At 60.7% G+C, this 24,356-nt stretch carries 23 protein-coding genes; 10 read left to right on the top strand and 13 right to left on the bottom strand.

Features of this window, described 5'->3' with window-relative positions:
• Window positions 1-94: 94 nt before the first annotated feature.
• Complete coding sequence (locus JBO08_RS16360; protein WP_049712134.1) at window positions 95-904, bottom strand: UDP-2,3-diacylglucosamine diphosphatase; 810 nt, start codon at window positions 902-904, stop codon at window positions 95-97.
• 150 nt (window positions 905-1,054) lie between these two features.
• On the opposite strand from JBO08_RS16360, the gene JBO08_RS16355 reads away from it, so the two are divergent.
• Window positions 1,055-1,804, top strand: a complete 750-nt coding sequence (locus JBO08_RS16355) for an AraC family transcriptional regulator (protein ID WP_065873764.1) — start codon at window positions 1,055-1,057, stop codon at window positions 1,802-1,804.
• 99 nt (window positions 1,805-1,903) lie between these two features.
• Complete coding sequence (locus JBO08_RS16350; protein WP_065881170.1) at window positions 1,904-2,788, top strand: DMT family transporter; 885 nt, start codon at window positions 1,904-1,906, stop codon at window positions 2,786-2,788.
• Between the two features lie 10 nt (window positions 2,789-2,798).
• On the opposite strand, the gene JBO08_RS16345 is transcribed toward JBO08_RS16350, so the two are convergent.
• On the bottom strand, window positions 2,799-3,086 hold the full coding sequence (locus JBO08_RS16345) for a SelT/SelW/SelH family protein (protein ID WP_065873766.1): 288 nt from the start codon (window positions 3,084-3,086) through the stop codon (window positions 2,799-2,801).
• Between the two features lie 84 nt (window positions 3,087-3,170).
• Here JBO08_RS16345 and JBO08_RS16340 point away from each other — a divergent pair, with 84 nt between their 5' ends.
• Complete coding sequence (locus JBO08_RS16340) at window positions 3,171-5,360, top strand: patatin-like phospholipase family protein (protein WP_065881172.1); 2,190 nt, start codon at window positions 3,171-3,173, stop codon at window positions 5,358-5,360.
• 185 nt (window positions 5,361-5,545) lie between these two features.
• Here JBO08_RS16340 and JBO08_RS16335 read toward each other — a convergent pair whose 3' ends face one another.
• Together JBO08_RS16335 and recQ are read right to left on the bottom strand one after the other, a co-directional pair.
• On the bottom strand, window positions 5,546-5,980 hold the full coding sequence (locus JBO08_RS16335; protein WP_028617350.1) for a MarR family transcriptional regulator: 435 nt from the start codon (window positions 5,978-5,980) through the stop codon (window positions 5,546-5,548).
• Between the two features lie 121 nt (window positions 5,981-6,101).
• On the bottom strand, window positions 6,102-8,228 hold the full coding sequence (gene recQ / locus JBO08_RS16330) for a DNA helicase RecQ (protein ID WP_065881174.1): 2,127 nt from the start codon (window positions 8,226-8,228) through the stop codon (window positions 6,102-6,104).
• Window positions 8,229-8,503: 275 nt separating this feature from the next.
• Between recQ and JBO08_RS16325 the strand changes: the two genes are divergently transcribed.
• The 3 genes from JBO08_RS16325 to JBO08_RS16315 all read left to right on the top strand — a co-directional run bounded on the left by JBO08_RS16325 (window position 8,504) and on the right by JBO08_RS16315 (window position 13,298).
• Window positions 8,504-9,091, top strand: coding sequence for a YecA family protein (locus JBO08_RS16325; protein ID WP_049712128.1), 588 nt, complete (start codon window positions 8,504-8,506; stop codon window positions 9,089-9,091).
• A 20-nt stretch (window positions 9,092-9,111) separates the two neighbouring features.
• Window positions 9,112-9,495 (top strand): YbaN family protein, encoded by a 384-nt coding sequence (locus JBO08_RS16320; RefSeq protein WP_065873769.1) that lies wholly within the window; start codon window positions 9,112-9,114, stop codon window positions 9,493-9,495.
• A 332-nt stretch (window positions 9,496-9,827) separates the two neighbouring features.
• The gene (locus JBO08_RS16315; protein WP_065873770.1) at window positions 9,828-13,298 is read left to right on the top strand and encodes a hybrid sensor histidine kinase/response regulator; all 3,471 of its coding nucleotides are present in this window, start codon (window positions 9,828-9,830) and stop codon (window positions 13,296-13,298) included.
• 103 nt (window positions 13,299-13,401) lie between these two features.
• Here JBO08_RS16315 and rmuC read toward each other — a convergent pair whose 3' ends face one another.
• Window positions 13,402-14,766 carry a DNA recombination protein RmuC gene (gene rmuC, locus JBO08_RS16310; RefSeq protein ID WP_175402990.1) on the bottom strand — a complete coding sequence of 455 codons (1,365 nt, stop codon included), beginning with the start codon at window positions 14,764-14,766 and terminating at the stop codon, window positions 13,402-13,404.
• A 175-nt stretch (window positions 14,767-14,941) separates the two neighbouring features.
• Complete coding sequence (locus tag JBO08_RS16305; RefSeq protein ID WP_065881179.1) at window positions 14,942-15,265, bottom strand: hypothetical protein; 324 nt, start codon at window positions 15,263-15,265, stop codon at window positions 14,942-14,944.
• A 457-nt stretch (window positions 15,266-15,722) separates the two neighbouring features.
• Here JBO08_RS16305 and JBO08_RS16300 point away from each other — a divergent pair, with 457 nt between their 5' ends.
• The 4 genes from JBO08_RS16300 (at window position 15,723) to JBO08_RS16285 (ending at window position 18,887) form a co-directional block, all read left to right on the top strand.
• On the top strand, window positions 15,723-16,028 hold the full coding sequence (locus JBO08_RS16300) for a hypothetical protein (protein WP_065881181.1): 306 nt from the start codon (window positions 15,723-15,725) through the stop codon (window positions 16,026-16,028).
• Window positions 16,029-16,472: 444 nt separating this feature from the next.
• Window positions 16,473-16,697, top strand: coding sequence for a hypothetical protein (locus JBO08_RS16295; RefSeq protein WP_003175353.1), 225 nt, complete (start codon window positions 16,473-16,475; stop codon window positions 16,695-16,697).
• A 278-nt stretch (window positions 16,698-16,975) separates the two neighbouring features.
• On the top strand, window positions 16,976-17,458 hold the full coding sequence (locus JBO08_RS16290; protein ID WP_065873773.1) for a hypothetical protein: 483 nt from the start codon (window positions 16,976-16,978) through the stop codon (window positions 17,456-17,458).
• A 145-nt stretch (window positions 17,459-17,603) separates the two neighbouring features.
• Window positions 17,604-18,887, top strand: a complete 1,284-nt coding sequence (locus JBO08_RS16285; RefSeq protein ID WP_065873774.1) for an OmpP1/FadL family transporter — start codon at window positions 17,604-17,606, stop codon at window positions 18,885-18,887.
• A gap of 65 nt (window positions 18,888-18,952) precedes the next feature.
• Here the strand turns inward: JBO08_RS16285 and JBO08_RS16280 are convergent, their stop codons facing one another.
• From JBO08_RS16280 to cobU, 7 genes are all read right to left on the bottom strand, one after another.
• Complete coding sequence (locus JBO08_RS16280; RefSeq protein WP_065873775.1) at window positions 18,953-19,504, bottom strand: glutathione peroxidase; 552 nt, start codon at window positions 19,502-19,504, stop codon at window positions 18,953-18,955.
• Window positions 19,505-19,654: 150 nt separating this feature from the next.
• On the bottom strand, window positions 19,655-20,854 hold the full coding sequence (locus tag JBO08_RS16275; protein ID WP_175405798.1) for an MFS transporter: 1,200 nt from the start codon (window positions 20,852-20,854) through the stop codon (window positions 19,655-19,657).
• Window positions 20,855-20,917: 63 nt separating this feature from the next.
• Window positions 20,918-21,322: a MarR family winged helix-turn-helix transcriptional regulator gene (locus JBO08_RS16270; RefSeq protein ID WP_065873777.1), complete on the bottom strand. Its 405-nt coding sequence runs from the start codon at window positions 21,320-21,322 to the stop codon at window positions 20,918-20,920.
• A 42-nt stretch (window positions 21,323-21,364) separates the two neighbouring features.
• Window positions 21,365-22,093, bottom strand: coding sequence for an adenosylcobinamide-GDP ribazoletransferase (locus tag JBO08_RS16265; protein ID WP_065881184.1), 729 nt, complete (start codon window positions 22,091-22,093; stop codon window positions 21,365-21,367).
• Between the two features lie 2 nt (window positions 22,094-22,095).
• Window positions 22,096-22,671 (bottom strand): alpha-ribazole phosphatase family protein, encoded by a 576-nt coding sequence (gene cobC, locus JBO08_RS16260; protein ID WP_065881186.1) that lies wholly within the window; start codon window positions 22,669-22,671, stop codon window positions 22,096-22,098.
• Complete coding sequence (gene cobT / locus JBO08_RS16255) at window positions 22,668-23,723, bottom strand: nicotinate-nucleotide--dimethylbenzimidazole phosphoribosyltransferase (protein ID WP_065873780.1); 1,056 nt, start codon at window positions 23,721-23,723, stop codon at window positions 22,668-22,670. Before cobT ends, cobC begins: the two co-directional genes overlap by 4 nt.
• The gene (gene cobU / locus JBO08_RS16250) at window positions 23,720-24,241 is read right to left on the bottom strand and encodes a bifunctional adenosylcobinamide kinase/adenosylcobinamide-phosphate guanylyltransferase (RefSeq protein ID WP_065881187.1); all 522 of its coding nucleotides are present in this window, start codon (window positions 24,239-24,241) and stop codon (window positions 23,720-23,722) included. The genes cobT and cobU overlap by 4 nt, the downstream gene beginning before the upstream one ends.
• Window positions 24,242-24,356 lie beyond the last annotated feature (115 nt).

Below are 24,356 nucleotides of genomic sequence, written 5' to 3'. Positions count from 1 at the left end.
TGCCTGCGATGGCGGTCTATCAACAAAAAATGTGGGGCTGACACACCGCTATCGCAGGCAAGCCAGCTCCCACATTTTTGACCGTGTGAAGCCTTTAACTTGTGACCAGTTCAGCCTTCAGTAGGGCCTCTTTCGCCTGCGCATCCGCCAACCGATACAACTCGATACTCCCATCCCAGTGCTCGATCAACGCCGTGCACGACTCCACCCAATCCCCGCAGTTGAGGTAATCCACCTCGCCCACCTTACGAATCTCCGCATGGTGGATATGCCCGCACACCACGCCATGCAACCCGCGCTTGGTCACTTCGTGGGCGATCGCTTCTTCGAAATCGCTGATAAAGCTCACGGCCGTCTTGACCTTGTGCTTGAGGTAAGCCGACAGCGACCAATAGCCATAGCCATACCGTGCACGCCAATGGTTCAGCCAGCGGTTCAGCGTAAGAGTGAACTCATAGGCCGAGTCGCCGAGAAACGCCAACCAACGGTGATAGCGGGTGATCACGTCGAACTGATCGCCATGGATCACCAACAGATGACGGCCATCAGCCGTCACATGCACCGCTTCATCCACCAATTGGATATTGCCCAGGATCAGCTTGGAGTAGCGGCGCAGGAATTCATCGTGGTTGCCGGTGACGTAGATTACCTCGGTGCCGCGCTTGGCCATGGTCAGCAAGCGGCGGATCACGTTGGTGTGGGCCTGGGGCCAATACATGCCGCCGCGCATTTTCCAGCCGTCGATGATGTCGCCTACCAGGTAGACCTTATCGGCGTGGTAGCCCTTGAGGAACTGCGACAAATGTTCGGCCTGGCAATCCCGGGTGCCCAGGTGCACGTCGGAAATCCACAAGGTACGAACCCGTTGCTTACGGCTGGGCTTGACGAACTCGGCACTGGTCATGGGCATCCCTCGACGCTGTTTTGGCGAGCTTGCGCCTTGGCGGTTAATAGCCCATGACAGCTGTGCGTCAGTCTGATGACAGCGCCGGCCGGCGACGAAGCGTTGTAGACTGGCTTGGCTATCCAGGAACATGCAGCCTAGGAGACCGCGATGAGCCCCACTCTCACGCTACGCCACTACCTCGACACGCCCATCGCCCACAGCCATGACCATGCGCAATTGGTGTTCGGCCTGTCCGGGCACCTGGATTTCGAAGTGGACGGCCGTGGCAGCCAGGTGCGCGAAAGCAGCGTGATGGTGCTGCCCTTCTCCGCGCATCATGCCTGCGGCAGCCGCGATGGCAGCCGCTGCCTGGTGCTGGATGTGCCCACCGAGCATTGGGTGCTGCAATCGTTGGGCGAACATGCCGATGCCAGTCGCCGCCTGCTTGATCAACCCACGCGACTCGCCCTGGATTCGCGGCAAAGCCAACTGGTGCAATGGCTGGCGCAGAGCCCGGTGGATGATCCGCTGATCGTCCAGCAAGGCGCGGTGCTGTTGTTGGCCAGCCTCAATCACCCGCTGGCTCAACCGCTGCCGGGCCGGCGCCTGCCGTACGAGGCATTCAATGCGCATATCGAGCGCCACGTTGCACACCCGTTGCAGGTAGCCGACCTGGCGCGCATCGCAGACCTGTCGGTGGCGCGCTTGCACGCGCGGTTCATGGCGGAATGCGGGCAGACGCCAATGGACTATATCCGCCGCCGGCGCCTGCACATGGCCTTGGACCTGCTGCGCAAAACGCCGTTACCCATTGGTGAAATCGCCGATCGCGTGGGCTATACCTCGCAAAGCGCATTTGCGGCCGCGATGCTGCGCGAGTTTGGCGCCTCGCCGGGCGCATTGCGGCGCAACACGTAGGACGAGTCCCGCGATAAAAATCGCGAGCCGGACGACAGACGCCTACACGGCAGACCCACTAGACTGCGCTTCTGTCACCCGCTTGATTCAAGGATCGCAATGACTCCCCGCTCAGCCCTCGGCGCCCTGCACATCGGCGCATTGATGTTTGGCCTCACCGGTGTATTCGGCAAACTGGCGGCCGCCTCGCCCGCCATCATCGTCTTTGGCCGCGCTGTGTTTGCCGTGGTTGCCCTGGCACTATTTGCACGGTTCGCGAGCAACACTGCCTGGAAAAAGCTGGAGCTGCGCGACTGGCGCCGGCTGCTGGTCAGCGGCGTATTGCTGGCCGCGCATTGGGTAACGTTCTTTATTGCCGTCAAGGTGGCCGGCGTGGCCGTCGCGACCCTGGGGTTTACCGCGTTCCCGGCCTTTACCGTGATCCTCGAAGGACTGATTTTCCGCGAGCGCATTCGCGCCAATGAAGTGCTGTTGGTGGTGCTGGTCAGCATCGGCCTGGTGCTGGTCACGCCGGACTTCAATCTTGCCAGCGAAGCCACCGGCGGGTTGCTCTGGGGGATCGCCTCGGGGCTGCTGTTTTCCCTGCTGTCACTGAACAATCGCGCCAGTTCCGGGCGCATCCCTGCGGTGCAGGCGGCGCTGTGCCAGAACGTGGTGGTTGCAGCGTGCCTGTTGCCCGTGGCAGCACCTGGGCTGGCGGACGTGCGGGCGATTGACTGGCTGTGGATCGGCTTGCTCGGCGTGTTCTGCACGGGCCTGGCCCACAGCTTGTTTGTCGCCAGCCTCGCGGTGATCAAGGCGCGCACGGCTTCGGTGGTGTTTGCCATGGAGCCGGTCTATGGCATCACCGCGGCCTGGCTGCTGTTTGCCGAAACCCCGACGCTGCGCATGCTGCTCGGCGGCGTGCTGATCATCGTCGCGATTGTGTTGTCGGGGTTGATGGGCGGCGCCAGCCAGGCCAAACAGCCTGCGGCAACGGCCTGATATCTAACGCTCACTGCGTGCGGTCGTTGTGCCCTAAATCCCGTTGCGGGTCGATCTGGTCGCGCACGCGCTGCTTGAGCACCTTGGCTTCAGGGAAACCGCCGTCGGCCTTACGCTCCCAGATCTGCACGCCATCACAGGTGATGCGAAACGCGCCGCCGGTGGCGGGCGCCAGTGACACTTTGCCCAGGTCATCGGCAAACGTGCTCAACAATTCCTGCGCCAGCCAGGCGGCGCGCAGTAGCCACTGGCACTGGGTGCAATAGGTGATAACGATCTCGGGTTTGATCGAAGACATAATTTGAGAAGCTCCAGGCGTAACGGGCTTGGCGGATCGAGTGGCTATAATACCGGCCTTTATCGTCCAGCCTTGAGATTCATGATGCGCCGCCTGCTGTCCTGCCTGTTTCTGTGCTTGCTTCCCCTTGTTGCCGATGCCGTTGAAACGCCACGCCCGAAAATCGGCCTGGTGCTGTCCGGTGGCGCCGCCCGTGGGCTGGCGCATATCGGCGTACTCAAGGCGCTAGAGGAGCAAGGCATTCAGATCGATGCGATTGCCGGCACCAGCATGGGCGCGGTGATCGGCGGGCTGTACGCGTCGGGGTACAAGATCGATGAGCTGGAAAAACTTGCGCTGAGTATCGACTGGCAACAGGCGCTGTCTGACGCACCGCCTCGGGAAGACGTACCGTTCCGGCGCAAGCAGGATGACCGGGATTTCCTGGTCAAACAGAAACTCAGCTTCCGCGATGACGGCAGCCTCGGCTTGCCACTGGGCGTGATCCAGGGCCAGAACCTGGCACTGCTGCTGGAAAGCATGTTCGCCCACAGCAGCAACACGCGTAACTTCGACAAGCTGCCAATCCCCTTCAGAGCCGTTGCCACCGATATCACCACGGGCGAAAAGGTGGTATTCAGCAAGGGCCACTTGCCCCAGGTGATCCGCGCCAGCATGTCGATCCCGGCCGTGTTCGCGCCAGTGGAGTTGGACGGAAGACTGCTGGTGGACGGCGGCATGACCGACAACATCCCGCTGGATGTGGCACGGGAAATGGGCGTGGATATCGCCATTGTCGTGGACATCGGCACCCCGCTGCGCTCGCGCAAGCAACTGGCCACGGTGGTGGACGTGCTTAACCAATCCATCACCCTGATGACCCGGCGCAACTCCGAAGAGCAACTCAAGGACCTGCACCCCAAGGACGTGCTGATCCAGCCGCCGCTCGCTGCCTATGGCGTGACCGACTTTGGCCGCGCCAAGGACATGATCGACGCCGGCTACCGCGCTACCCGCGCCCTCGATGCCCGCCTCGCCCATCTGCGCCCCGTCGAGCCAATCGACCCGCAATTGATGGCGGCCCGTACCCCAGGAGAACGCACGCCGACAATCACCGCCATCAGCGTGGAAAACGACTCGAAAGTCAGCGACGACGTGATCCGCTACTACATCCGCCAGAACCTGGGCGAGCCGCTGGACCTGGGCCGCCTGCAAACGGACATGGGCACCCTGTATGGCCTGGATTACTTCGAGCAAGTGCAATACCGCGTGATCAAGAAAGGCAAGGAAAACACCTTGGTGATCAGCGCGCGCGGCAAGCGCAGCGGCACCGATTACCTGCGCCTGGGCCTGAACCTGTCGGATGACATGCGCGGCGATAGCGCCTTCAACCTTGGCGCGAGCTACCGCGTGAACGGTATCAACCGCCTCGGCGCCGAATGGCTGACACGGGTGCAGATCGGTGATCGACAAGAGCTGTACAGCGAGTTCTACCAGCCGATGGACACTGGCTCGCGTTACTTTGTCGCCCCTTATATCAGCGCCCAGGCGCAGAACGTCGAACTGATCCTGGACAACGACCCCATCTCCGAATACCGCCTGGAACGCTACGGTTTCGGCTTGAACGTAGGGCGCCAGATTGGCAACAGTGGCGAGATCCGCTTCGGCGTCGGTGAAGCCTGGGGCAAGGCGGACGTGCGCATCGGCGACCGCGACCTGCCCAGCGTGAGTTTCAGCGAGGGCTTCTATGAGCTGAAGTACTCCTTCGACACCCTGGACAATGTGTACTTCCCCCACACCGGCGAAGACATCGGCCTGGCCTACCGCGAATTCGAACCGGGGCTGGGCTCAGACCAGCGCTACCGCCAATGGGAGTTCAAGCTGGACAAGGCCATGAGCCACGGCCCGGACACACTTGTGCTGGGCGGGCGCTATGGGCGCACACTGGATGATTCGGATGTGGTGATTTCCAGCTTCCTGCTGGGGGGCGCGCGGCAGTTGTCGGGCTTCCGCCAGGATGCGATCTCGGGCCAGAACATCAGCTTGATGCGGGCGGTGTACTACCGCCGGCTGACGCCACGCTCGTACCTGCCGCTGGATTTCCCGTTGTACCTGGGGGCGTCACTGGAACGCGGCCGGGCGTGGAACAACGACAATGAGTTCGACAGCGGCTATATCAACGCGGCGAGTATTTTCCTGGGCTTTGATACACCGTTGGGGCCGCTGAACTTCAGCTATGGGTTCAACGATGACAATCAGAAGGCGGTGTATCTGAACCTGGGGCAGACGTTCTAGGGCTGCCACAGCACGAATGTATGGGCTTGTTGTGGCGAGGGAGCTTGCTCCCGCTGGGGCGCGAAGCGGCCCTAAAAAGATTAACTCGTTTTTTCAGATAGACCGGGGTCTGCCATGGGGTTGCTGCGCAGCCCAGCGGGAGCAAGCTCTTTCGCCACAGCAAGCCCCATTATCAATCCGCCGTATCAGGACTTTTCCAGGTTCGCCAGGATGTGCCCGTGCACGCGCATGCACACACTCAAATCGGCTTCATCCACCCCCACAAACAACTCATGACGCAACGCCGTGGCGATCGTCTCGATCTGCTCGATCAGTGGCCGGGCGGTATCACACAGCAGGATGCGCTTGGCACGACGGTCTTCCACCACCGCCTGGCGTTGCACCAGGCCTTGGCCTTCAAGGCTGTCCAGCAGCCGGGCCAGTGTCGGCCCTTCCACGCCAACGCTTTGCGCCAACTCACGCTGGGTGGGCGCTTCTTCGAAACGGGCAAGGTGCAGCAGCACCAGCCAGCGAGCTTGGGACAAGCCAAGCCCCGCCAAACGGCGGTCCAGCTCGGCGCGCCAACCACGAGACATCTGCGCCAGTTGCATGCCAAATCGGTGTTGATCGGTTAACGGCATAAAAAACTCTTGTTTTAGACTGAAAATAAAGTGTGGCTAATTATTAGTCAGCTAAGCATGAGCTTTGCCAGTAGGCAAGAGTTGCTATGTACTGATCTATTACATTGTCGTAATTGGCGCACTAAATCTCGAATTCAGACTGCAAAGCCGCCCGCACGCAGTACAAAACACCCTCAGGAACACGGCCGGTAAACAGCGGCGCGATCTCCGCCACAGGTGGCAATTCGCCCTCTCCGTCGAGAAACGCATCCTGGATTTCGCCGAGCAGATCCTCTGGCAAATCAAGCGCCTGCTCCAACGACAACTGCTGCTTGCCGATGGATTCCGCCAGCAAGGTGTAGACGTTCTTTTCCGAGCATTGCAGTTGGCCGGCGATCTGGATCGGGGTCATGCCGGCGCGTGCCAGGCTGATCAGTTCGTGGCGGATATCGGCGACTTCCTTCGGCGCTTCGGCCTGGCCGCCGAGCACTTCAAGGAAGGCCTGGCCGTAGCGCTCCAGCTTGCGTGCGCCCACGCCACTGACGCGCGCCATCTCGGCCATGCTGGTGGGTTGCTCGCGCAACATCTCCAGCAGGGTGGAATCGGGAAAAATAACGTACGGCGGCACGCTGTGTTCCTGCGCCAGTTTGCGGCGCAGGGTGCGCAAGGCCTCCCACTGCTCGCGCTCTTCGCCACGCACCAACTGACTGGCCTGGCTGGTGCTGCTCTTGGCGGTGGTCTGCGGCTTGAGGTCGCGGCGCAGCTCCAGGCTCACTTCGCCCTTGAGCAACGGTCGGCAGCTGTCGTTCAGGCGCAGGCCGCCAAAGCCCTCGATATCGATGTCTACCAAGCCCCGCGCAACCATCTGCCGGAACAGTGAGCGCCACTCGCCCTCGGCGCGGGCCTTGCCGACGCCGTAGACCGAAAGTTTCTCGTGGCCGAAGCTGCGCACTTTCTCGTTGTCCTTGCCCAGCAACACGTCCACCAAATGACCGACGCCATAACGCTGGCCCGTGCGATAAATAGCGGACAGAGCCTGACGCGCCGGCTCCGTGGCGTCCCAGGTCTGCACGCCATCAATGCAGTTGTCGCAATGGCCGCAAGGCTCAGGCATGTCTTCGTCAAAATACGCCAGCAAGGTCTGGCGACGGCAACGGGTCTCTTCACACAGCGAGAGCATCGCGTCGAGCTTGTGCTGCTCCAGGCGTTTGTGACGCTCGTCGCCTTCGGAGTTCTGCAGCATCTGCTTGAGCATCACCACGTCTTGCAGGCCGTAGACCATCCAGGCATCCGCCGGCAGGCCATCACGGCCGGCGCGACCGGTTTCCTGGTAGTACGCCTCGAGGGATTTAGGCAGGTCCATGTGCGCGACAAAGCGCACGTTGGATTTGTCGATGCCCATGCCGAACGCGATGGTGGCTACCATGATCAGCCCCTCCTCATTGAGGAAGCGCTTCTGGTGAGCAGAGCGCGTTTCGTTGGGCAGGCCGGCGTGATAAGGCAAGGCCGGATAACCTTGCTCGCAGAGGAACGCGGCGACTTCATCAACTTTTTTACGCGACAGGCAGTAAACGATGCCCGCGTCGCTGCGCCGCTCGGACAGGAACGCGAGCAACTGCTTGCGTGGCTGCTCCTTGGGCACAATGCGGTAGAAAATATTCGGCCGGTCAAAGCTCGACAGAAAGCGCTCGGCGTTCTGCAGGTGCAGCCGCTCGACGATTTCTTCGCGGGTGCGCTTGTCGGCGGTGGCCGTCAGGGCAATCCGCGGAACGTCGGGGAACAACTCAGCCAATTGCCCCAGTTGCAGGTATTCGCGACGGAAATCGTGGCCCCATTGCGATACGCAGTGGGCTTCGTCGATGGCGAACAGGGCGATTTCCAGGCTCTGTAGAAAGGCCAGCATGCGCGGCTGCACCAAGCGCTCAGGGGCCAGGTAAAGCATTTTTACTTCACCGCGCTTGATACGGGCCGCCAGGTCGCGCTGTTGCTCGGCACTGAGGGTAGAGTTCAAGGCCGCCGCAGCGACGCCGAGCTCTTCCAGGGTTGCCACCTGATCGTCCATCAGTGCGATCAGCGGCGACACCACCACCGCCAGGCCATTGCGCAACAGCGCCGGCACCTGGAAGCACAACGACTTGCCGCCCCCGGTAGGCATCAAGACCAGTGCGTCACCACCACTGGCCACGCGCTCAATGATCGCACCCTGGCGGCCACGAAAACTGTCGTAGCCGAAGATGTCCTTGAGGACGCGTTGAGCCTGCTCGAGCATGTAAAACTCCAAAATAGTGCGGAAATCCCTCTGTACAGGCTGGTCGAAAAAACCCGGTCTCACGGGAAATAATCCGTAAGCGAAGTTTTCGCGCGCTGGGTTTGGCCTGCAAGGGCATCACAAAACGCGGCAGTATACCCGAGCGATACCCGGCAAAGGGCGCCACTGACGAATTGCAGCCCGTCTCTAAAAGCGGGCAAATCTGCATGGCGGCTGGCCTGGGCGCTCAAGAAAGCCTAGAATTCAGCATCGTTTATTTCCAAGGTAGTCCTTCAATGTCCTTCGCTGAGCAACTAACCCGCCTGCAAGCCTTCCTCGACGCCGATGAGCTGCATGACGAGGCGCTGGACTACGTGGCCGCCCACGGCTATCTGACCGCCCTGTCGATCTGCGCCGAGGTCGTACCCGACCGTGAATGGATCGACGCCCTGTTCGCCGAAGAGCCGCACTACGCCGACGACGCGCAACGCGAAGAAATCGAATCCACCCTGTTGGCCCTCAAGGCCCACATCGGTCGCCAACTGGCGTCGGACGAAGAATTCGAGCTGCCATGCGAACTGGACCTGGGCGAAGAGCCGGACGACTCCGACCTGCGCGGCTGGTGCATCGGTTTCATGGAAGGCGTGTTCCTGCGCGAAGCCGCCTGGTTCGAAACTGCCGAGGAAGAAGTGAGCGAAATGTTGCTGCCGATCATGGTGGGGTCGGGCCTGTTCGACGACCAGCCGGAGTTCGCCGATATCGCCGCCGACGCCAACCTGATGGACGACATGATCGTACAGATCCCGGAAGCCCTCACCGCGCTGTACCTGCTGTGCAACGCCCCTGACGAAAAACCGGCGATCCTCAAGCCACGTCACCACTGAGTCGCTTGCCCGTGACACCCATGGGCAATCGTTCGCTGCTCCTGCGCTACGTGCTGCTGGCCATCGGCTGGTTGAGCGTAGCGCTGGGGGTGATCGGCATCTTCCTACCGGTCTTGCCGACAACGCCCTTCCTGCTGCTCGCCGCCGCTTGCTTCGCCCGAAGCTCCCCACGCTTCTACCATTGGCTGGTGCAACACCCGCGCCTGGGTCCGTGGATCCGCGACTACCTGGACGGCAACGGTATCCCTCTTAAAGGCAAGGTCTACGCCATCGGCTTGATGTGGTTGAGCATCAGTGTGTCCTGCTACCTGGTGCCATTGCCGTGGGCACGTGGCTTCATGTTGACCAGTGCCGTGCTGGTGACGATCTACATCCTGCGCCAAAAGACCCTGCCGCCTCGATAACGGCGGCGCCTGGCTTGCCTGCGAGCAAGTCCTCTGCGTAGCAGCTGTCGAGCCTCGGCGAGGCTGCGTCAGCGGTGTGTCAGACAGGCCGCCAACGCAGCCTCGCCGGGGCTCGACAGCTGCTACGTGCTATGACATTGAAAATGTGTAGATACACCGCAGGTTCATTCAGAGGACGCGTCGCTGCGTTGCGGGCAAGTCGTGGCGTCGCACCGCGGGCGCCCACACGAACCACTCACCCGACCTTGGTCGACACTGACTAACCCCGAGCATCATGCGAGACTGTCCAACCGGGCCTGGAATGCCCGGGTGTTCCCATGCTCGGAGTTACCATGACGCTGTCCAGCGGGCTGATCGCCGCCGTTGCCCTGGCCTATATGGCCATAATGTTTGCCATCGCCTTCTATGGTGACCGTCGCCGTGCGCCACTGCCGCCGCGCATGCGTGCCTGGGTGTATAGCCTGTCGCTGGCCGTGTATTGCACCAGTTGGACATTCTTCGGTGCTGTAGGTCAGGCCGCCGAACAGTTGTGGGCATTTTTACCGATCTACCTGGGACCGGTGCTGTTGCTGGTGTTGGCACCCTGGGTCCTGCAAAAGATGATCTTGATCAGCAAGCAGGAAAACATCACGTCCATCGCCGACTTTATCGCCGCGCGCTACGGTAAATCCCAATCGTTGGCGGTGGTGGTCGCGTTGATCTGCCTGGTGGGGGTACTGCCCTACATCGCGCTGCAACTCAAAGGCATCGTGCTGGGCGTCAATCTGCTGATCGGCGCTGGCGCCGACACCACCGGCACTCGTGCTCAAGACACCGCGCTGATCGTGTCACTGGTGTTGGCGCTGTTCACGATTGTCTTCGGTACACGCAACCTCGACGCCACGGAGCACCACCGCGGTATGGTGCTGGCGATTGCGTTTGAATCCCTCGTCAAGCTGTTCGCGTTTCTCGCGGTCGGCGCGTTTGTGACCTACGGCTTGTACGACGGATTCGGCGACCTTTTCAGCCAAGCGATGCTCGCCCCCCGCCTGGATGAATACTGGAAAGAGACCGTCAACTGGCCGTCCATGGTGGTGCAGACCGGTGTCGCGATGATGGCGATCATCTGCCTGCCTCGGCAGTTCCATGTCACGGTGGTGGAGAACATCGACCCTCAGGATCTGCGCCTGGCCAAATGGGTGTTTCCCGCGTATCTGATTCTTGCCGCGCTGTTTGTAGTACCGATCGCCTTGGGCGGCAAGATGATGCTGCCCAGCTCGGTAATGCCCGACTCCTACGTGATCAGCCTGCCGATGGCCGAAGCCCATCCCGCACTCGCCGTACTGGCGTTTATCGGCGGCGCTTCAGCGGCCACCGGCATGGTGATCGTGGCGAGCATTGCCTTGTCGACCATGGTGTCCAACGACATGCTGCTGCCCTGGCTGCTGCGCCGTTCCGGCGCCGAGCGACCGTTCGAAGTGTTCCGCCACTGGATGCTGTCGGTACGCCGGGTCAGCATCGTGATCATCCTGCTGTTGGCCTACGTGAGCTATCGCCTGTTGGGCTCAACCGCGAGCCTGGCGACCATCGGCCAGATCGCCTTTGCCGCCGTCACCCAACTGGCGCCGGCGATGCTCGGCGCACTGTATTGGAAGCAAGCCAACCGACGCGGTGTATTCGCGGGGCTCGCTGCGGGCACTTTCCTGTGGTTCTACACCTTGGTCCTACCGGTTACGGCGAAAAGCCTGGGTTGGTCCCTTAGCCTTTTCCCAGGACTGACGTGGATGCATTCGCACCCGCTGGGTCTGTCCGTCACCTCATTGACCTTGGGCACGGTGTTCTCCCTGGCGGGTAACTTTACGCTGTTTGTGTGGGTGTCGATGCTGTCCCGCACGCGGGTTTCCGAGCATTGGCAAGCCGGGCGGTTTATCGGCCAGGAAATCAGCCAGCGCGCCACCGCACGCTCGATGCTGTCGGTGCAGATCAGCGACTTGCTCAGCCTGGCCGCACGCTTCGTGGGTGAGGAACGGGCACAGCAAAGCTTCATCCGCTTTGCCTATCGCCAGGGTAAAGGCTTCAACCCCAATCAGAACGCAGACAACGAGTGGATCGCCCACACGGAGCGGTTGCTGGCGGGTGTACTCGGCGCATCGTCGACCCGGGCGGTGGTGAAAGCCGCCATCGAAGGGCGCGAGATGCAGCTGGAGGACGTAGTACGCATCGCCGATGAAGCGTCGGAAGTGCTGCAGTTCAACCGCGCATTGCTGCAAGGTGCTATTGAGAACATCACCCAGGGCATCAGCGTGGTCGATCAGTCCCTCAAATTGGTGGCCTGGAACCGGCGTTACCTGGAGTTGTTCAACTACCCGGACGGGCTGATCAGCGTCGGTCGGCCGATTGCCGACATCATCCGCTACAACGCCGAACGCGGCCTGTGCGGGCCGGGCGAAGCCGAGGTTCACGTGGCGCGCCGCCTGCACTGGATGCGCCAGGGCCGTGCGCACACCTCTGAACGTTTATTCCCCAATGGGCGGGTGATCGAGCTGATCGGCAACCCGATGCCCGGCGGCGGTTTCGTCATGAGTTTCACTGACATTACCGCCTTCCGCGAAGCCGAGCAGGCACTCACGGAGGCCAACGAAGGCCTGGAACGACGGGTGACCGAGCGCACCCATGAGCTGTCGCAGCTCAACGTAGCGCTCACCGACGCCAAGGGCGTGGCCGAGTCCGCCAGCCAGTCGAAGACGCGCTTCCTGGCGGCGGTCAGCCATGACCTGATGCAGCCCTTGAACGCTGCACGCCTGTTCTCCGCCGCCCTCTCGCACCAGAACGAAGGCCTGTCCGGCGAAGCCCGGCAATTGGTGCAGCACCTGGACAGCTCGCTGCGCTCCGCCGAAGACCTGATCAGCGACCTGCTGGATATCTCACGCCTGGAAAACGGCAAGATCAATCCGCAGCGCCAGCCTTTTGTACTCAACGAGCTGTTCGACACTTTGGGGGCAGAGTTCAAGGCGCTGGCCCAGGAGCAGGGTCTGCGCTTCCGCCTGCGCGGCAGTCGAGTGCGTGTCGACAGCGACATCAAGTTACTGCGGCGAATCCTGCAGAATTTTCTCACCAACGCCTTCCGTTATGCCGACGGCCCGGTGCTGCTGGGCGTACGTCGACGCAAGGGCGAACTGTGCCTGGAAGTGTGGGACCGTGGCCCCGGGATACCGTTGGATAAACAGCAAGTGATCTTTGAAGAATTCAAGCGTTTGGACAGCCACCAGACCCGCGCGGAGAAAGGCCTGGGGCTTGGCCTGGCCATCGCAGACGGCCTGTGCCGTGTGCTGGGCCATCGCCTGAGCGTGCGCTCATGGCCTGGCAAAGGCAGCGTATTCAGTGTGCGCGTGCCACTGGCGCGCAACCAGGCCAGCCCGCAGGTCAAGACACCACAGGAAACCGGCCTGCCGCTGAGCGGTGCTCAGGTGCTGTGCGTGGATAACGAAGAGAGCATTCTGATCGGCATGCGCAGCCTGTTGACGCGGTGGGGGTGTGAAGTGTGGACCGCGACGGACCAGGCGCAATGCGCGGCGTTGCTGGCGGATGGCGTGCGCCCGCAACTGGCCCTGGTGGACTACCACCTGGACCATGGCGAAACCGGTACTGAGTTGATGGGATGGCTGCGCGCGCAATTGGCGGAGCCGATTCCCGGCGTGGTGATCAGTGCCGACGGCCGCCCGGAGATGATGGCCGAGGTGCATGCGGCGGGGCTGGATTATTTGGCTAAACCGGTCAAGCCGGCGGCGTTGCGGGCTTTGCTGAGTCGGCATTTGCCGCTGTAGGCCGGTCCGACTGGGTCAAATGTGGGAGCTCGCTTGCCTGCGATAACGGTGGATCTTTCACGACCGCTATCGCAGGCAAGCCAGCTCCCACACCCACCGCATCTTATTCAGGTAGATGGGCAACACCGTCTGAATCGGTCATCGCCCGCTCCAACAAATCCGCCGGCAAGCTCTTGCTGGCCCGAGCACCAAGCAACCGCAATTGCTCGGTCCGGCTGACCAGATTTCCGCGTCCATCTGTCAGCTTGTTTCGCGCCGAGCTGTAAGCCTTATCCAGCTGTTGTAAGCGGTTACCTACTTCATCCAGGTCTTGGATAAACAGCACGAACTTGTCATACAGCCACCCCGCACGCTCGGCGATTTCTCGCGCGTTCTGGCTCTGGCGCTCCTGCTTCCACAGGCTGTCGATCACGCGCAGGGTAGCGAGCAACGTGGTCGGGCTGACGATCACGATATGGCGGTCGAACGCTTCCTGGAACAGATTCGGTTCGGCCTGCAACGCAGCGGAAAACGCTGCTTCGATCGGCACGAACAGCAACACGAAATCCAGGCTGTGCAGGCCTTCCAGGCGTTTGTAATCCTTACCGGCCAAACCTTTGACGTGATTACGCAGCGACAGCACGTGTTGCTTCAACGCCGCCTGGCCGATCACATCATCATCCGCGGCCACGTACTGTTGATACGCGGTGAGGCTGACCTTGGAATCCACCACCACCTGCTTGTCGCCGGGCAACATGATCAGCACGTCGGGCTGGAAACGCTCGCCGTCCGGGCCCTTCAGGCTGACCTGGGTCTGGTACTCGCGGCCTTTCTCCAGGCCCGCATGCTCCAGCACCCGCTCAAGGATCAGTTCGCCCCAGTTGCCTTGGGTTTTCTGGCCCTTGAGCGCGCGGGTCAGGTTGGTGGCCTCGTCTGACAGGCGCAGGTTCAGTTGCTGTAGGCGCTCAAGCTCCTTGGCCAGGGAAAAACGCTCGCGCGCCTCGCTCTGATAGCTCTCTTCCACGCGTTTTTCGAAGGACTGGATGCGCTCTTTCAATGGGTCGAGCAGTTGGCCCAGGCGCTCCTGGCTGGTTTCGGCGAAGCGCTGTTCACGCTCGTCGAAGATCTTGCCGGCCAGTTCGGCGAACTGTGCACGCAGTTCATCCCGAGAGCCTTGCAGGTCGGCTAGGCGTTGTTGATGGCTATCCTGCTGTTCACGCAGTTCTGCGCGCAAAGCGGCCGACAACGCATCGAGGCGGCGGAGCTCCGTCTCCCTGGCGCTGCGGTCGAGGTTCCAGGCGTGGGCGGCGTCGCGCGCGTTGTCGCGGTCGATCTGCAGCAGTTCGACTTCGCGGCGCACAGCGGCCAAGTCAGCCTGCTTGGCCGCGTTGGCCTGGCTCAGATCGCTGATCTCATCGCGGCTGGCATCCAACTGTGCGGCGAGGCCTTCCTGGGCCAGTTGCGCGGTCGCCAGGCGCTCTTCGAGCAGTTCCCAGCCGGTCATGCGCGCGGTCAGCCGGCGCTGAAGCTGCCAGCACACGGCCAATAAAGGCACAGCTGCGCCAGCAAGGCCCAGGGCAATACTGGTCCAGTCAAAAACCATAGACATGTCTGCCATCACCGAAAAAAAGCAAGGTTAGCGGAGCACAGGGCCTGAGGACAGCTCAGTCTTCGACCTGGCCCAGTTCACGCTGGGCGCGGCGGTCACCGGCGCGGGCCGCCAGGCGCAGCAGGTCGTGGCCGATGCGGCGGTCGCGGGCATTTCCGCACTCACGGCACATCAGTTGGCCCAGGCGGCTTTGGGCGGCAACCACGCCTTCACGGGCCGGCTGCTTGAGCAAACGCCCGGCGAAGCGTTTGACGTTGGTGTTGTGACCCAGGCGGGGGCTGTCGAGCAACCACAAGGCAACTTTCAAGGAGAAGCGTTTGGGAGCGGTAACAGTTTGAGGAGTGTCGGTAACAGAAGGTGATACTGAGCGAAACTTCATAAAGCACTGTGGGACAGAACGGAAGGCGCGCCACTCTACTCTTTTTTTCGTACAGGTAAAGCTGAAAAAACTCTGTACGCCCGTTCTAGAGCAAGCGCTCGGGACAATCCACAGAAGCTGTGGATAACTCAGTGGACAACCCTGCTTTAACTCGCGCAAAGCCCCATGGCATGGGGGTCGCAGTCAAACTGACGATTTTTTCACCAATAAAAAAAAGCCAGATTTTTCATTGACTTAAATTTCCATTGCAGGCAACTGGTGGCTCTGCAGTGCAGTTGACAGCGCGGTTACACACCCCGCAACTAATGTGCACAAGTACCCATCCGCTGGTTATATCGCCGGCTTTTCTTGAAGCAATTCGCCGCAATAATGTTACCGCCAGGGCAAAACAGGGACTTTTCAAATCTTTGCTGGCTCGCCACACTCCCCGCCCTAAAACGCAACGGTGGGTGAGTCGATGAAAGGAATGCTGTTGTTCGCCGTGTTGCTACTGGCCATCTGCTCCGCTTCCCTGGGAATCAATGCGGCACTGCCCTCCCCGGATGGCGCGCTATTTGCCATCGCTATCCTGCTGTCGGCGGCTTTCACTGCCGTGAGCCTGTGCATTGAATTGGGCGAAGGCCGCATCAATGACATGGCCGATGTGATGAAGGTGGTCGAGACCGGCCAGTCCCTGCGCTTGACGCTCGCCGCCTACGGACTGGGCTGCTCGCTGGCAGCGGCGATCACCGTGTTGTTCTATCGAGGCCTGCTGGGCGGTTAATTGAAGTTTTTTGGCCAACACACTTCCCTTACCTGATTCAATCCGTTACTATCCGCGGCGTTAGTACCAAGCTGAAAGTCAATTCTGGTCGAACAACTCCCCTGAACAACACGGGATCGACCACCTCGATGGTTTCCAGGTATCACTTGCGACGACACGGCCTTTGAACAAGCAAAGGGTGTCGCGAAGTTTCAATACTCTGACCGAACCAGCCTGCAAATTGATCAGGATCTTCACCCCGGGCCCAGAACCTTTGCCCCTGTTGTGTTGCCTGCCCTCCTAAGTACCTACCTGCCAGCCCAAGCGCGCCTAAATTATTAGCGCTTCAAACTGGCTGCTTTGTTCCAGTCGGGTTCTTCGTTTGATCAATAGTGATCAACGTCACTGGAACGTTTTAATAAGGCACGGCTCTTAATCCGTGTCATTTGTAGGAACACCCATAAGATGAACGCTCAAATCCATACTCAGGATGCCATTCGCACCCTCACCAACGCTTTTGCCCCAATGAACTGCCTGATCATGGCCGCTCGCAAAGGCTGCTTCAGCTTCACCCTGGTTAACGAACACGGCATCGCACGTCACAGCGAACGCCTGTACCCCGATCAATACTCCAGCGCAGAACCGCTGCAGGCCGTGATCGAGCGTACCCGTCAGGCACTGGTTGCCTGATCGACCCGAGTCGCTGAAACACAAAAGGCCCTGCTCAAAAAGCAGGGTTTTTTATTGCCTGCGATTTGAGTATCAACCTTTTGCCCTAAGTTCAAATAGATATAACCGTTATAACTAAATGCAGAAGATGTTTTAAAAACAGTCCTTTACATCACGAATATGACACTACACTTCAACTCAAGCGGCTTGATCCGCTTCCGGCGGGCCTGAGACCCGATCCAACGCTGCCAAGCCCCCTTCTCAGGACTCGCCGACCACTTTCACGGATTGAGGCGTGTATGGGTATCGCTGCCAGCGAATTGTGTCGTTATGTGATCCGGCCGACCTTGCTTTACCTCGGCCGCCATAACCAAACGGCTGAGTCCTTGCTGCTGGGCATTGCCGCCAGCCAATCGGAATTGGGTTCCGCCTTGCATGACCGGCGTGGACACGGCCTGTACAGCATCACCGAACCTCGCCATCGCGCCTTGTGGGACGATTACCTCGCGCTGGACCCCGATCGCGCGAGCCTAGTGCGCGGCCTGGCCAGCCAGCATGCGTTCCTCAGCGCGCCGCAACTCGAACTGACGGTTAACCTGCGCTACGCCACGGCCATTGCCTGGCTTTTAGTCGAACAACACACTCTCGCACTGCCCCCGCCGGGTGATGTGCTGGGTATGGCGCGTATCTGGAAAGAAATTTTTCACCCTCAGGGACGTCTGCGCGATTTCACTCAAGCCTGGCAAACCTGTGTTTCACCCATGAATCACGTGGTTTGCTGACCGGGCAATTTGCAAGATTCGTCAATAAACCTGAATTCTGGTCGGATTGTCCTACAAAACCGCTCTATCTCCTACGTTTCAGCCTATAGCGCGATGTTAAATTTATTGATACTTTCCGCAGCGGTGATCACTCGGAGTTCTAATAATGAAAAAAGTAATGCTCAAGACCACACTTAGCCTCGCCGTTGCCATGGCCTCCTCCCAACTGTTTGCAAGCGGTTTCGCGCTGAACGAACAAAGCGTGAGCGGGATGGGTACCGGTTTCGCGGGTCGCTCTTCTTCTGCCGATGATGCAAGCACTGTTTACGGTAACCCTGCCGGTATGGCTCGCCTGAATGGCCAGCAAATCACGGGTGGCGTTGCAGCAATTGATGCCTCGACTGACATCAGCGACACCGGCGGCAACTCGCGCGGCTCGAATAAAGGCGACATGGTCCCGTTCACCGCGGTGCCATTCGGTTTCTACACCAACAAACTCAATGATCAGTGGGCCATCGGCTTCGGTGTATATGCACCGTTTGGCCTGGTGACCGACTATGAAAACGGCTTCCAGGGCCGTGGCTTCGGCAGCAAGAGCGAAGTGAAGGTCATGACCTTCCAGCCAACTGTCAGCTATGCCTTCAACGACCGCGTATCCATCGGCTTTGGCCCGACCATCAACCGGATTTCCGGTGTACTGGAATCGGACAGGACGCTGAACCCTGCCGTCAGCGATACCAACGTCAAGATCAAGGGTGACGATACCGCGCTGGGCTTCAACGTCGGCGTACTGGTCCAGGCCACCGATACCACCCGTGTCGGCCTGACCTACCACTCGAAGGTCAAGTACAAGCTTGAAGGCCACACCACCGTCAGCGGCCCTACGGCGACTCAACCGTTTTTGCGAAACAACCGTTACGATGCTTCGCTGAAAATCGACACGCCTGAGTCCTACGACCTGTCGGTCACTCAAGACCTGACCGATGCCTGGAAATTGTATGGCGGTGCTACCTGGACGCGCTGGAGCCGCCTGAAGGAAATCACCGTCAACAACGAAGGCGTTACAGCCGCTGGCGGCGCTTTGGCAACAAGCCAACTCACTTCCATCACCGAAGAACAAAACTGGCACGACACTTGGGCCTACGCGGTGGGTACCTCCTACCAGTTGACCAAGCAAGTGGTGCTGCGTACCGGCCTGACGTTCGACCAGTCGCCCACCAACAATACTGACCGCTCGCCGCGCATCCCGACTGGCGACCGTACGATTTTCAGCGTTGGCCTGGGCTACAAAGTCATGGATAACATGACCGTCGACCTGGCTTACTCCTACCTGAAAGAAGAAGACATCAAGGTCAACCAGACCGCTGATGCACCGTCGACGGCGAGCTACCGCGCCAAGTACGAAAACAGTGCCAATGGTTTCGGCCTGGGCATGACCTACACCTTCTGATCCAGACAGGTGTAAAAAAGCCCCGCTCTCCTGCAAAGGAGGCGGGGCTTTTTAACGGCTGACAATCAAGGCTTGGAAGCAATCGCCTCTTCCACCGCCTTGATCAGGTCCGGGTTGTCCGGCTTGGTCAGGCTGGAGAAATTGGCAATCACCTTGCCCTGCCGATCCACCACGTACTTGTAGAAGTTCCACTTCGGCGGCGCGTCGGTCTGCTGCGCTAACACCTTGAACAGATGTACCGCATCCGGCCCCTTGACCTTCTGTGGTTCGGTCATGGTGAAGGTCACGCCGTAATTCACATAGCAGACTTTAGCCGTCTCTTCGCCGGTCTTGGCTTCCTGCTTGAAGTCATCGGAGGGCACGCCGATCACTTCCAGCCCTTCGCCCTTGTAGCGTTGGTACAAGGCTTCGAGACCTTTGAACTGTGGGGCGAACCCACAGAAGCTCGCCGTGTTGACGATGACCAAGGGTTTGCCGGCAAACCGCTCGCACAGGTCGATGGATTCCTTGGCGCGCAGCTTGGGCAACTGGCCTTCCAGCAGCGGCGGGCAACTGGCAGCCAGGGCGGCACTGCCGACAGCCATCAAGACGGGTACAGCGAGCCAACGCATCTGCATGTCGTGTGTCCTTGAAAATAATCAGACCATGAAGTTAACAGATCGACATACCCAACTGCATCAACGCGAGACCGCCGTTCTGCCAGCCCCACCAGGCCAGCAGCACCAGGATCAACCCCGCGATAACGACTAAACCACGTATCGCTATGCTCATGCCGCCTCCATCTGCGCCTGCAATCGCGCCACTGGCCGCTCACGCACCGGCCAATTCAAGGCCGCGGCGAGCAGGCTCAACAGAATTGCCACCTGCCAGATCAAATCGTAGCTACCGGTTCGATCATAGACCACCCCACCCAACCAGCCCCCCAGGAACGAACCGAGTTGGTGGAACAGGAACACTATCCCACCAAGCATGGAGAGGTTTCGCACACCAAACAGCGTCGCGACTGTGCCGTTGGTCAGCGGCACAGTGGACAGCCACAAGAAGCCCATGGCCATGCCGAACACGTAGGCCGTAACTTCGGTAACCGGCGCCCAAAGAAACACCACGATCACCACCGCACGCAGCAGGTACAACCCTGTCAACAAACGCGGCTTGGACATGCGCCCGCCGAGCCAGCCAGCAGTGTAGGTACCGAAGATATTGAACAGCCCGATCAGTGCCAGCACCGTGGTGCCTGTGGTGGCTGGCAAGTGCTGATCCACCAGATACGCCGGCAGGTGCACGCCGATAAACACCACCTGGAAACCGCAAACAAAAAAGCCAAAGGCCAACAGCCAGAACCCGGAGTGAGAGCACGCTTCCTTCAAGGCTTCGCGCAAGGTTTGCTGACCGGTCATCACCGGCAGTGGCCGGTCCTTGAGCATGGCGACCAGTGGCAGAATCAGTGCCACCATCAAGCCCAGCGCAAGCAATGCGGCGGACCAGCCCAACCAGCTGATCAAACCCAGTGTGCCCGGCACCATGGCGAACTGACCGAACGAACCGGCAGCACTCGCGATTCCCATCGCCATGCTGCGTTTTTCCGGGGCCACGGCGCGGCCGACCACGCCGAGAATCACCGAGAACGAGGTGCCGGACAGGCCGATACCAATCAGCAGGCCGGCACTGAGGGACAGCGACCACGCCGAATCGGACATGCCCATCAGCACCAGGCCCACCGCGTAAAGAACGCCGCCGACAAACACCGCTCTGGTGGCGCCAAACCGATCGGCCAGGGCGCCGGTAAACGGCTGTGCCAGGCCCCAGATAAGGTTCTGCAAGGCGATGGCGAAGGCAAAGGTCTCGCGGCCCCAGCCGAACTCGCTGCTCATCGGCGCCAGGAACAGGCCGAAACCGTGCCGCACACCCAACGACAGTGCCAGGATCAGCGCACTCCCCACAAGAATCCAGCCACTGGTGCGCCACATGGAAGTCATTTCTTATTCTCCGCTCGCGGGTATATACCCGCTTATAGTCGAACAAACCCGCGTTCAGGCGAGTTCGTCCAGCAAGGCCAACAAGGTTTCGCGTTTTTCCGCGCCGAGTTGATCGATCAATTTTTGCTGCGCCGCCTCCCAGGCGGGTAAAGCTGCAGCGAGTCGTGCTTCACCGTCCGCCGTCAGCATCACCAGGCGATTGCGCAGGTCATCGCCTTCCACCAGTTGCACCAGGCCTTCGCCTTCCAACACCCGAAGGTTGCGCCCCAAGGTGCTGCGGTCAAGTCCCATGGCTTCCGCCAGGCTGGAGATGCTCGGTTGATCGAGCCGCTGCAAGTTGCACAGCAACGAATACTGGGCGACGTTGATCCCGAAGCCATCAAGGGCGCCGTCGTAATGCCTGCTGACGCCACGGGCGGCACGTCGCAGGTTGGTACATAAACACTGGGAGGCAAGCATGGAACGTGTATATACCCGCGATTAAGGAAATGCAAGAAAGTGTTACAGCGCCAGAGCGACCAGAACCGCGACTTCCAGCAGCTCCAGCAAGGCGCCAGCGGTGTCACCCGTGGTGCCGCCCAGGCGATTGACCATCAGTTGGCGCAGGCCCATGAAGCAGAGTGCAGCGAGCAATACCGCAAGCCCACCCCTGAAGCCGCCGATCAGGATGCAGGCCAGGCCGCTGAGGATCAGTACCTGTTGGCCGACGATCCTCGGTAAATGATCCGACAACGCCTGGCCCAATCCTCCGGCACGCACATAGCGTGTGGTCAGAAACAGCGCCAGCATCGATGCGCGTCCGATCAGCGGCGCCAGGATCAGCGCTGCACCGTCATGTTGCTCGATCAACGCCACCAAGGCGGTGAACTTGAGCAGCAGCACCAACCCCAGGGTGACCACGGCAATCGGCCCGCTGCGCGGGTCCTTCATGATCGTGAGCGTACGCTCGCGGTCGCCGAAACCGCCCAACCAGGCATCGGCGCTGTCCGCAAGACCGTCCAGGTGCAGGCCGCCGCTGAGCAACACCCAGGCCGTCAGCAACAGCGCGGCATGCAGCAACAGCGGCGCGCCCATCAATACCGTGTTCAAGGCCCACAACAGCACGCCGAACAAAAGCCCCACCACCGGATAAAACAGCAGTGAACGTCCCAGCTCCTGAGGCTGCGGCATGCCCGGCAGACGAATCGGCAGGCTGCTGAGAAATTGCAGGGCGATCCAGAATGGCAGCATGATCACTCCAGCGCCTTCAGCACGCCGTCAGCGCAAACTTGCAGGCTGAATAACCCACCGTGGCCGACTTCGACATTCAAGAGTTGCTCCCGGGGCAAACCGCGTGCCTGTGCCAATAACAGACGCATCACGCCGCCATGACTGATCAACAGCACGCGCTCACCCGCATAAGCCTGGTGCAGGCGTGCGACAGCACCCAAAACGCGCTCGGAAAATTCACTGACAGGCTCCCCTTCCGGCGGCGTGAAACTGTAGGGATCGGCCCAGAACAGGCCCAGCCCTTCGGCGTCGGTCTCCATCAAGGCTGCCGCACTCTGCCCTTCCCAGGCGCCAAAGTGCAGCTCTTGCAACGCCTTTTCCAGCGTTACCGGCAAATTGAGCTGAGCCCCCAATTCATCGGCAAACCGCGCGCACCGTTGCAGCGGCGAACTGACCACGCGATCCCACGGCCCCTGCTCCGCTACCGCCGCGCGCATCTGCGCCCAACCCTTGACGGTGAGTGCGTCGTCCAGGCTGCCACGCAAGCCGCCCCCCAGTTCGGTTTCGCCGTGTCGCAGCAGGTCCAGGCGCAAGGTCATGCCGGGCGGTCTGCCACGGCGGCTTCGGCGAAGGTCGCCATCTGCCCGTGCAGCGCACAGGCCAGGCGCAACAACGGCACGGCCAGCGCTGCGCCACTGCCTTCGCCCAGGCGCAGGCCCAGGTCCAGCAGCGGTTGCGCGTCGAGGCTTTGCAGCACATGACGATGACCTGGCTCGGCACCACGATGGCCGAACATCAGCCACTCCCGGCAAGTTGGGTTCAAGCGCGTCGCGACCAGTGCGGCGACAGTGCAGATAAACCCATCCACCAGCACCACGATGCCCTCTTGAGCACACGCCAGATACGCGCCCACCAGGGCTGCAATCTCAAAGCCGCCGAGATTGAACAGGGTGTGCAACGCATCACCGCGCTGTCCGGCGTGTAACGCCAGTGCACGTTCGATCACGGCCACCTTGTGGCTGACGCCCTGGGCATTCAATCCGGTGCCCGGCCCCGTGAGATCACTGACCTGGCAGTCGAGCAAGGCACACGCCAGCGCACTGGCAGCGGTGGTGTTGCCGATACCCATCTCGCCGCCGATAAACAACTGCGCACCGTTTACCGATGCACGATGCACGCTGTCGCGGCCGGCTTGCAGGGCCAATTGCCCCTGGACCTCGGTCATCGCCGGGCCGTTGACAAAGTTTGCGGTGCCCGCGCCAATATTCAGGTGGCGTACACCGGGCAGGTCCAGGGACGGATTCACCGTGCCAAGGTCGACCACTTCCAACTGCGCCCCCAGCTGCCGCGCCAACACGCTGATGGCCGCGCCACCCGTGACAAAGTTATGCAGCATCTGCCCGGTGACTTCCTGTGGGAACGCCGACACGCCTTCCGCGACCACGCCATGGTCACCGGCGAAGATGGCGATCCATAGCTGATCCACCGACGGTTTGACTTGGCCCTGCAAGCCGGCCAATTGCACCGCGAGCGCTTCCAACTGGCCGAGGGAACCGGCCGGCTTGGTCAATTGCTGCTGGCGCGCCAGGGCGTGTTCATACGCTTGAGCGTCGCTCGCCTTACACGGGTTGAGCCACCAGGTGTCAGTCATAACGCAGTACCTTTCAAAGTCAGGGGCAGGCCGGCAACGGTCAGGACCACACGCTGACATTGCTCGGCCAAGGCTTGATGCAGCCAACCGGCTTCATCCACATAGCGGCGAGTCAATTCGCCCAGCGGCACGACACCCAGACCGGTCTCGTTGCTGACAAAAATGATTTCACCCGGCAGCGAGGCCAGGGTTTGCAGCAGTTGATCGCGCTCCAAAGCCAAGCGCTCCGGGTCTTCCAGCATCAGCAGATTGGTCAGCCACAGGGTCAGGCAATCCACCAGCAGGCAGCGCTCGGCAGCCGCGTTTTCGCGCAGCACCCGCGCCAGTTCGATAGGCTCTTCGACCAAGCCCCAATGGTCGGGGCGACGTTGACGATGCAAGGCGACACGCTCATTCATCTCGCCATCCAAAGGTTGGCTGGTGGCGATGTAAGTGACCGGCAAAGCGCTGTCGCTGGCGAGCTTTTCGGCAAGACGGCTTTTGCCGGAGCGGGCGCCGCCGAGGATCAGTTGGAGCATAGCGTCACACCTTTTTTTACAACGCGGTCAAATGTAGGAGCTGGCTTGCCTGCGATGCAGTCACCTCGGTGTATCAGGGAGACCCGGTTGATGCTATCGCAGGCAAGCCAGCTCC

This window comes from Pseudomonas sp. LAP_36, from assembly GCF_019456785.1.
GTDB lineage: Bacteria > Pseudomonadota > Gammaproteobacteria > Pseudomonadales > Pseudomonadaceae > Aquipseudomonas > Aquipseudomonas tritici.
This window is presented reverse-complemented; position numbering and strand designations above follow the sequence as displayed.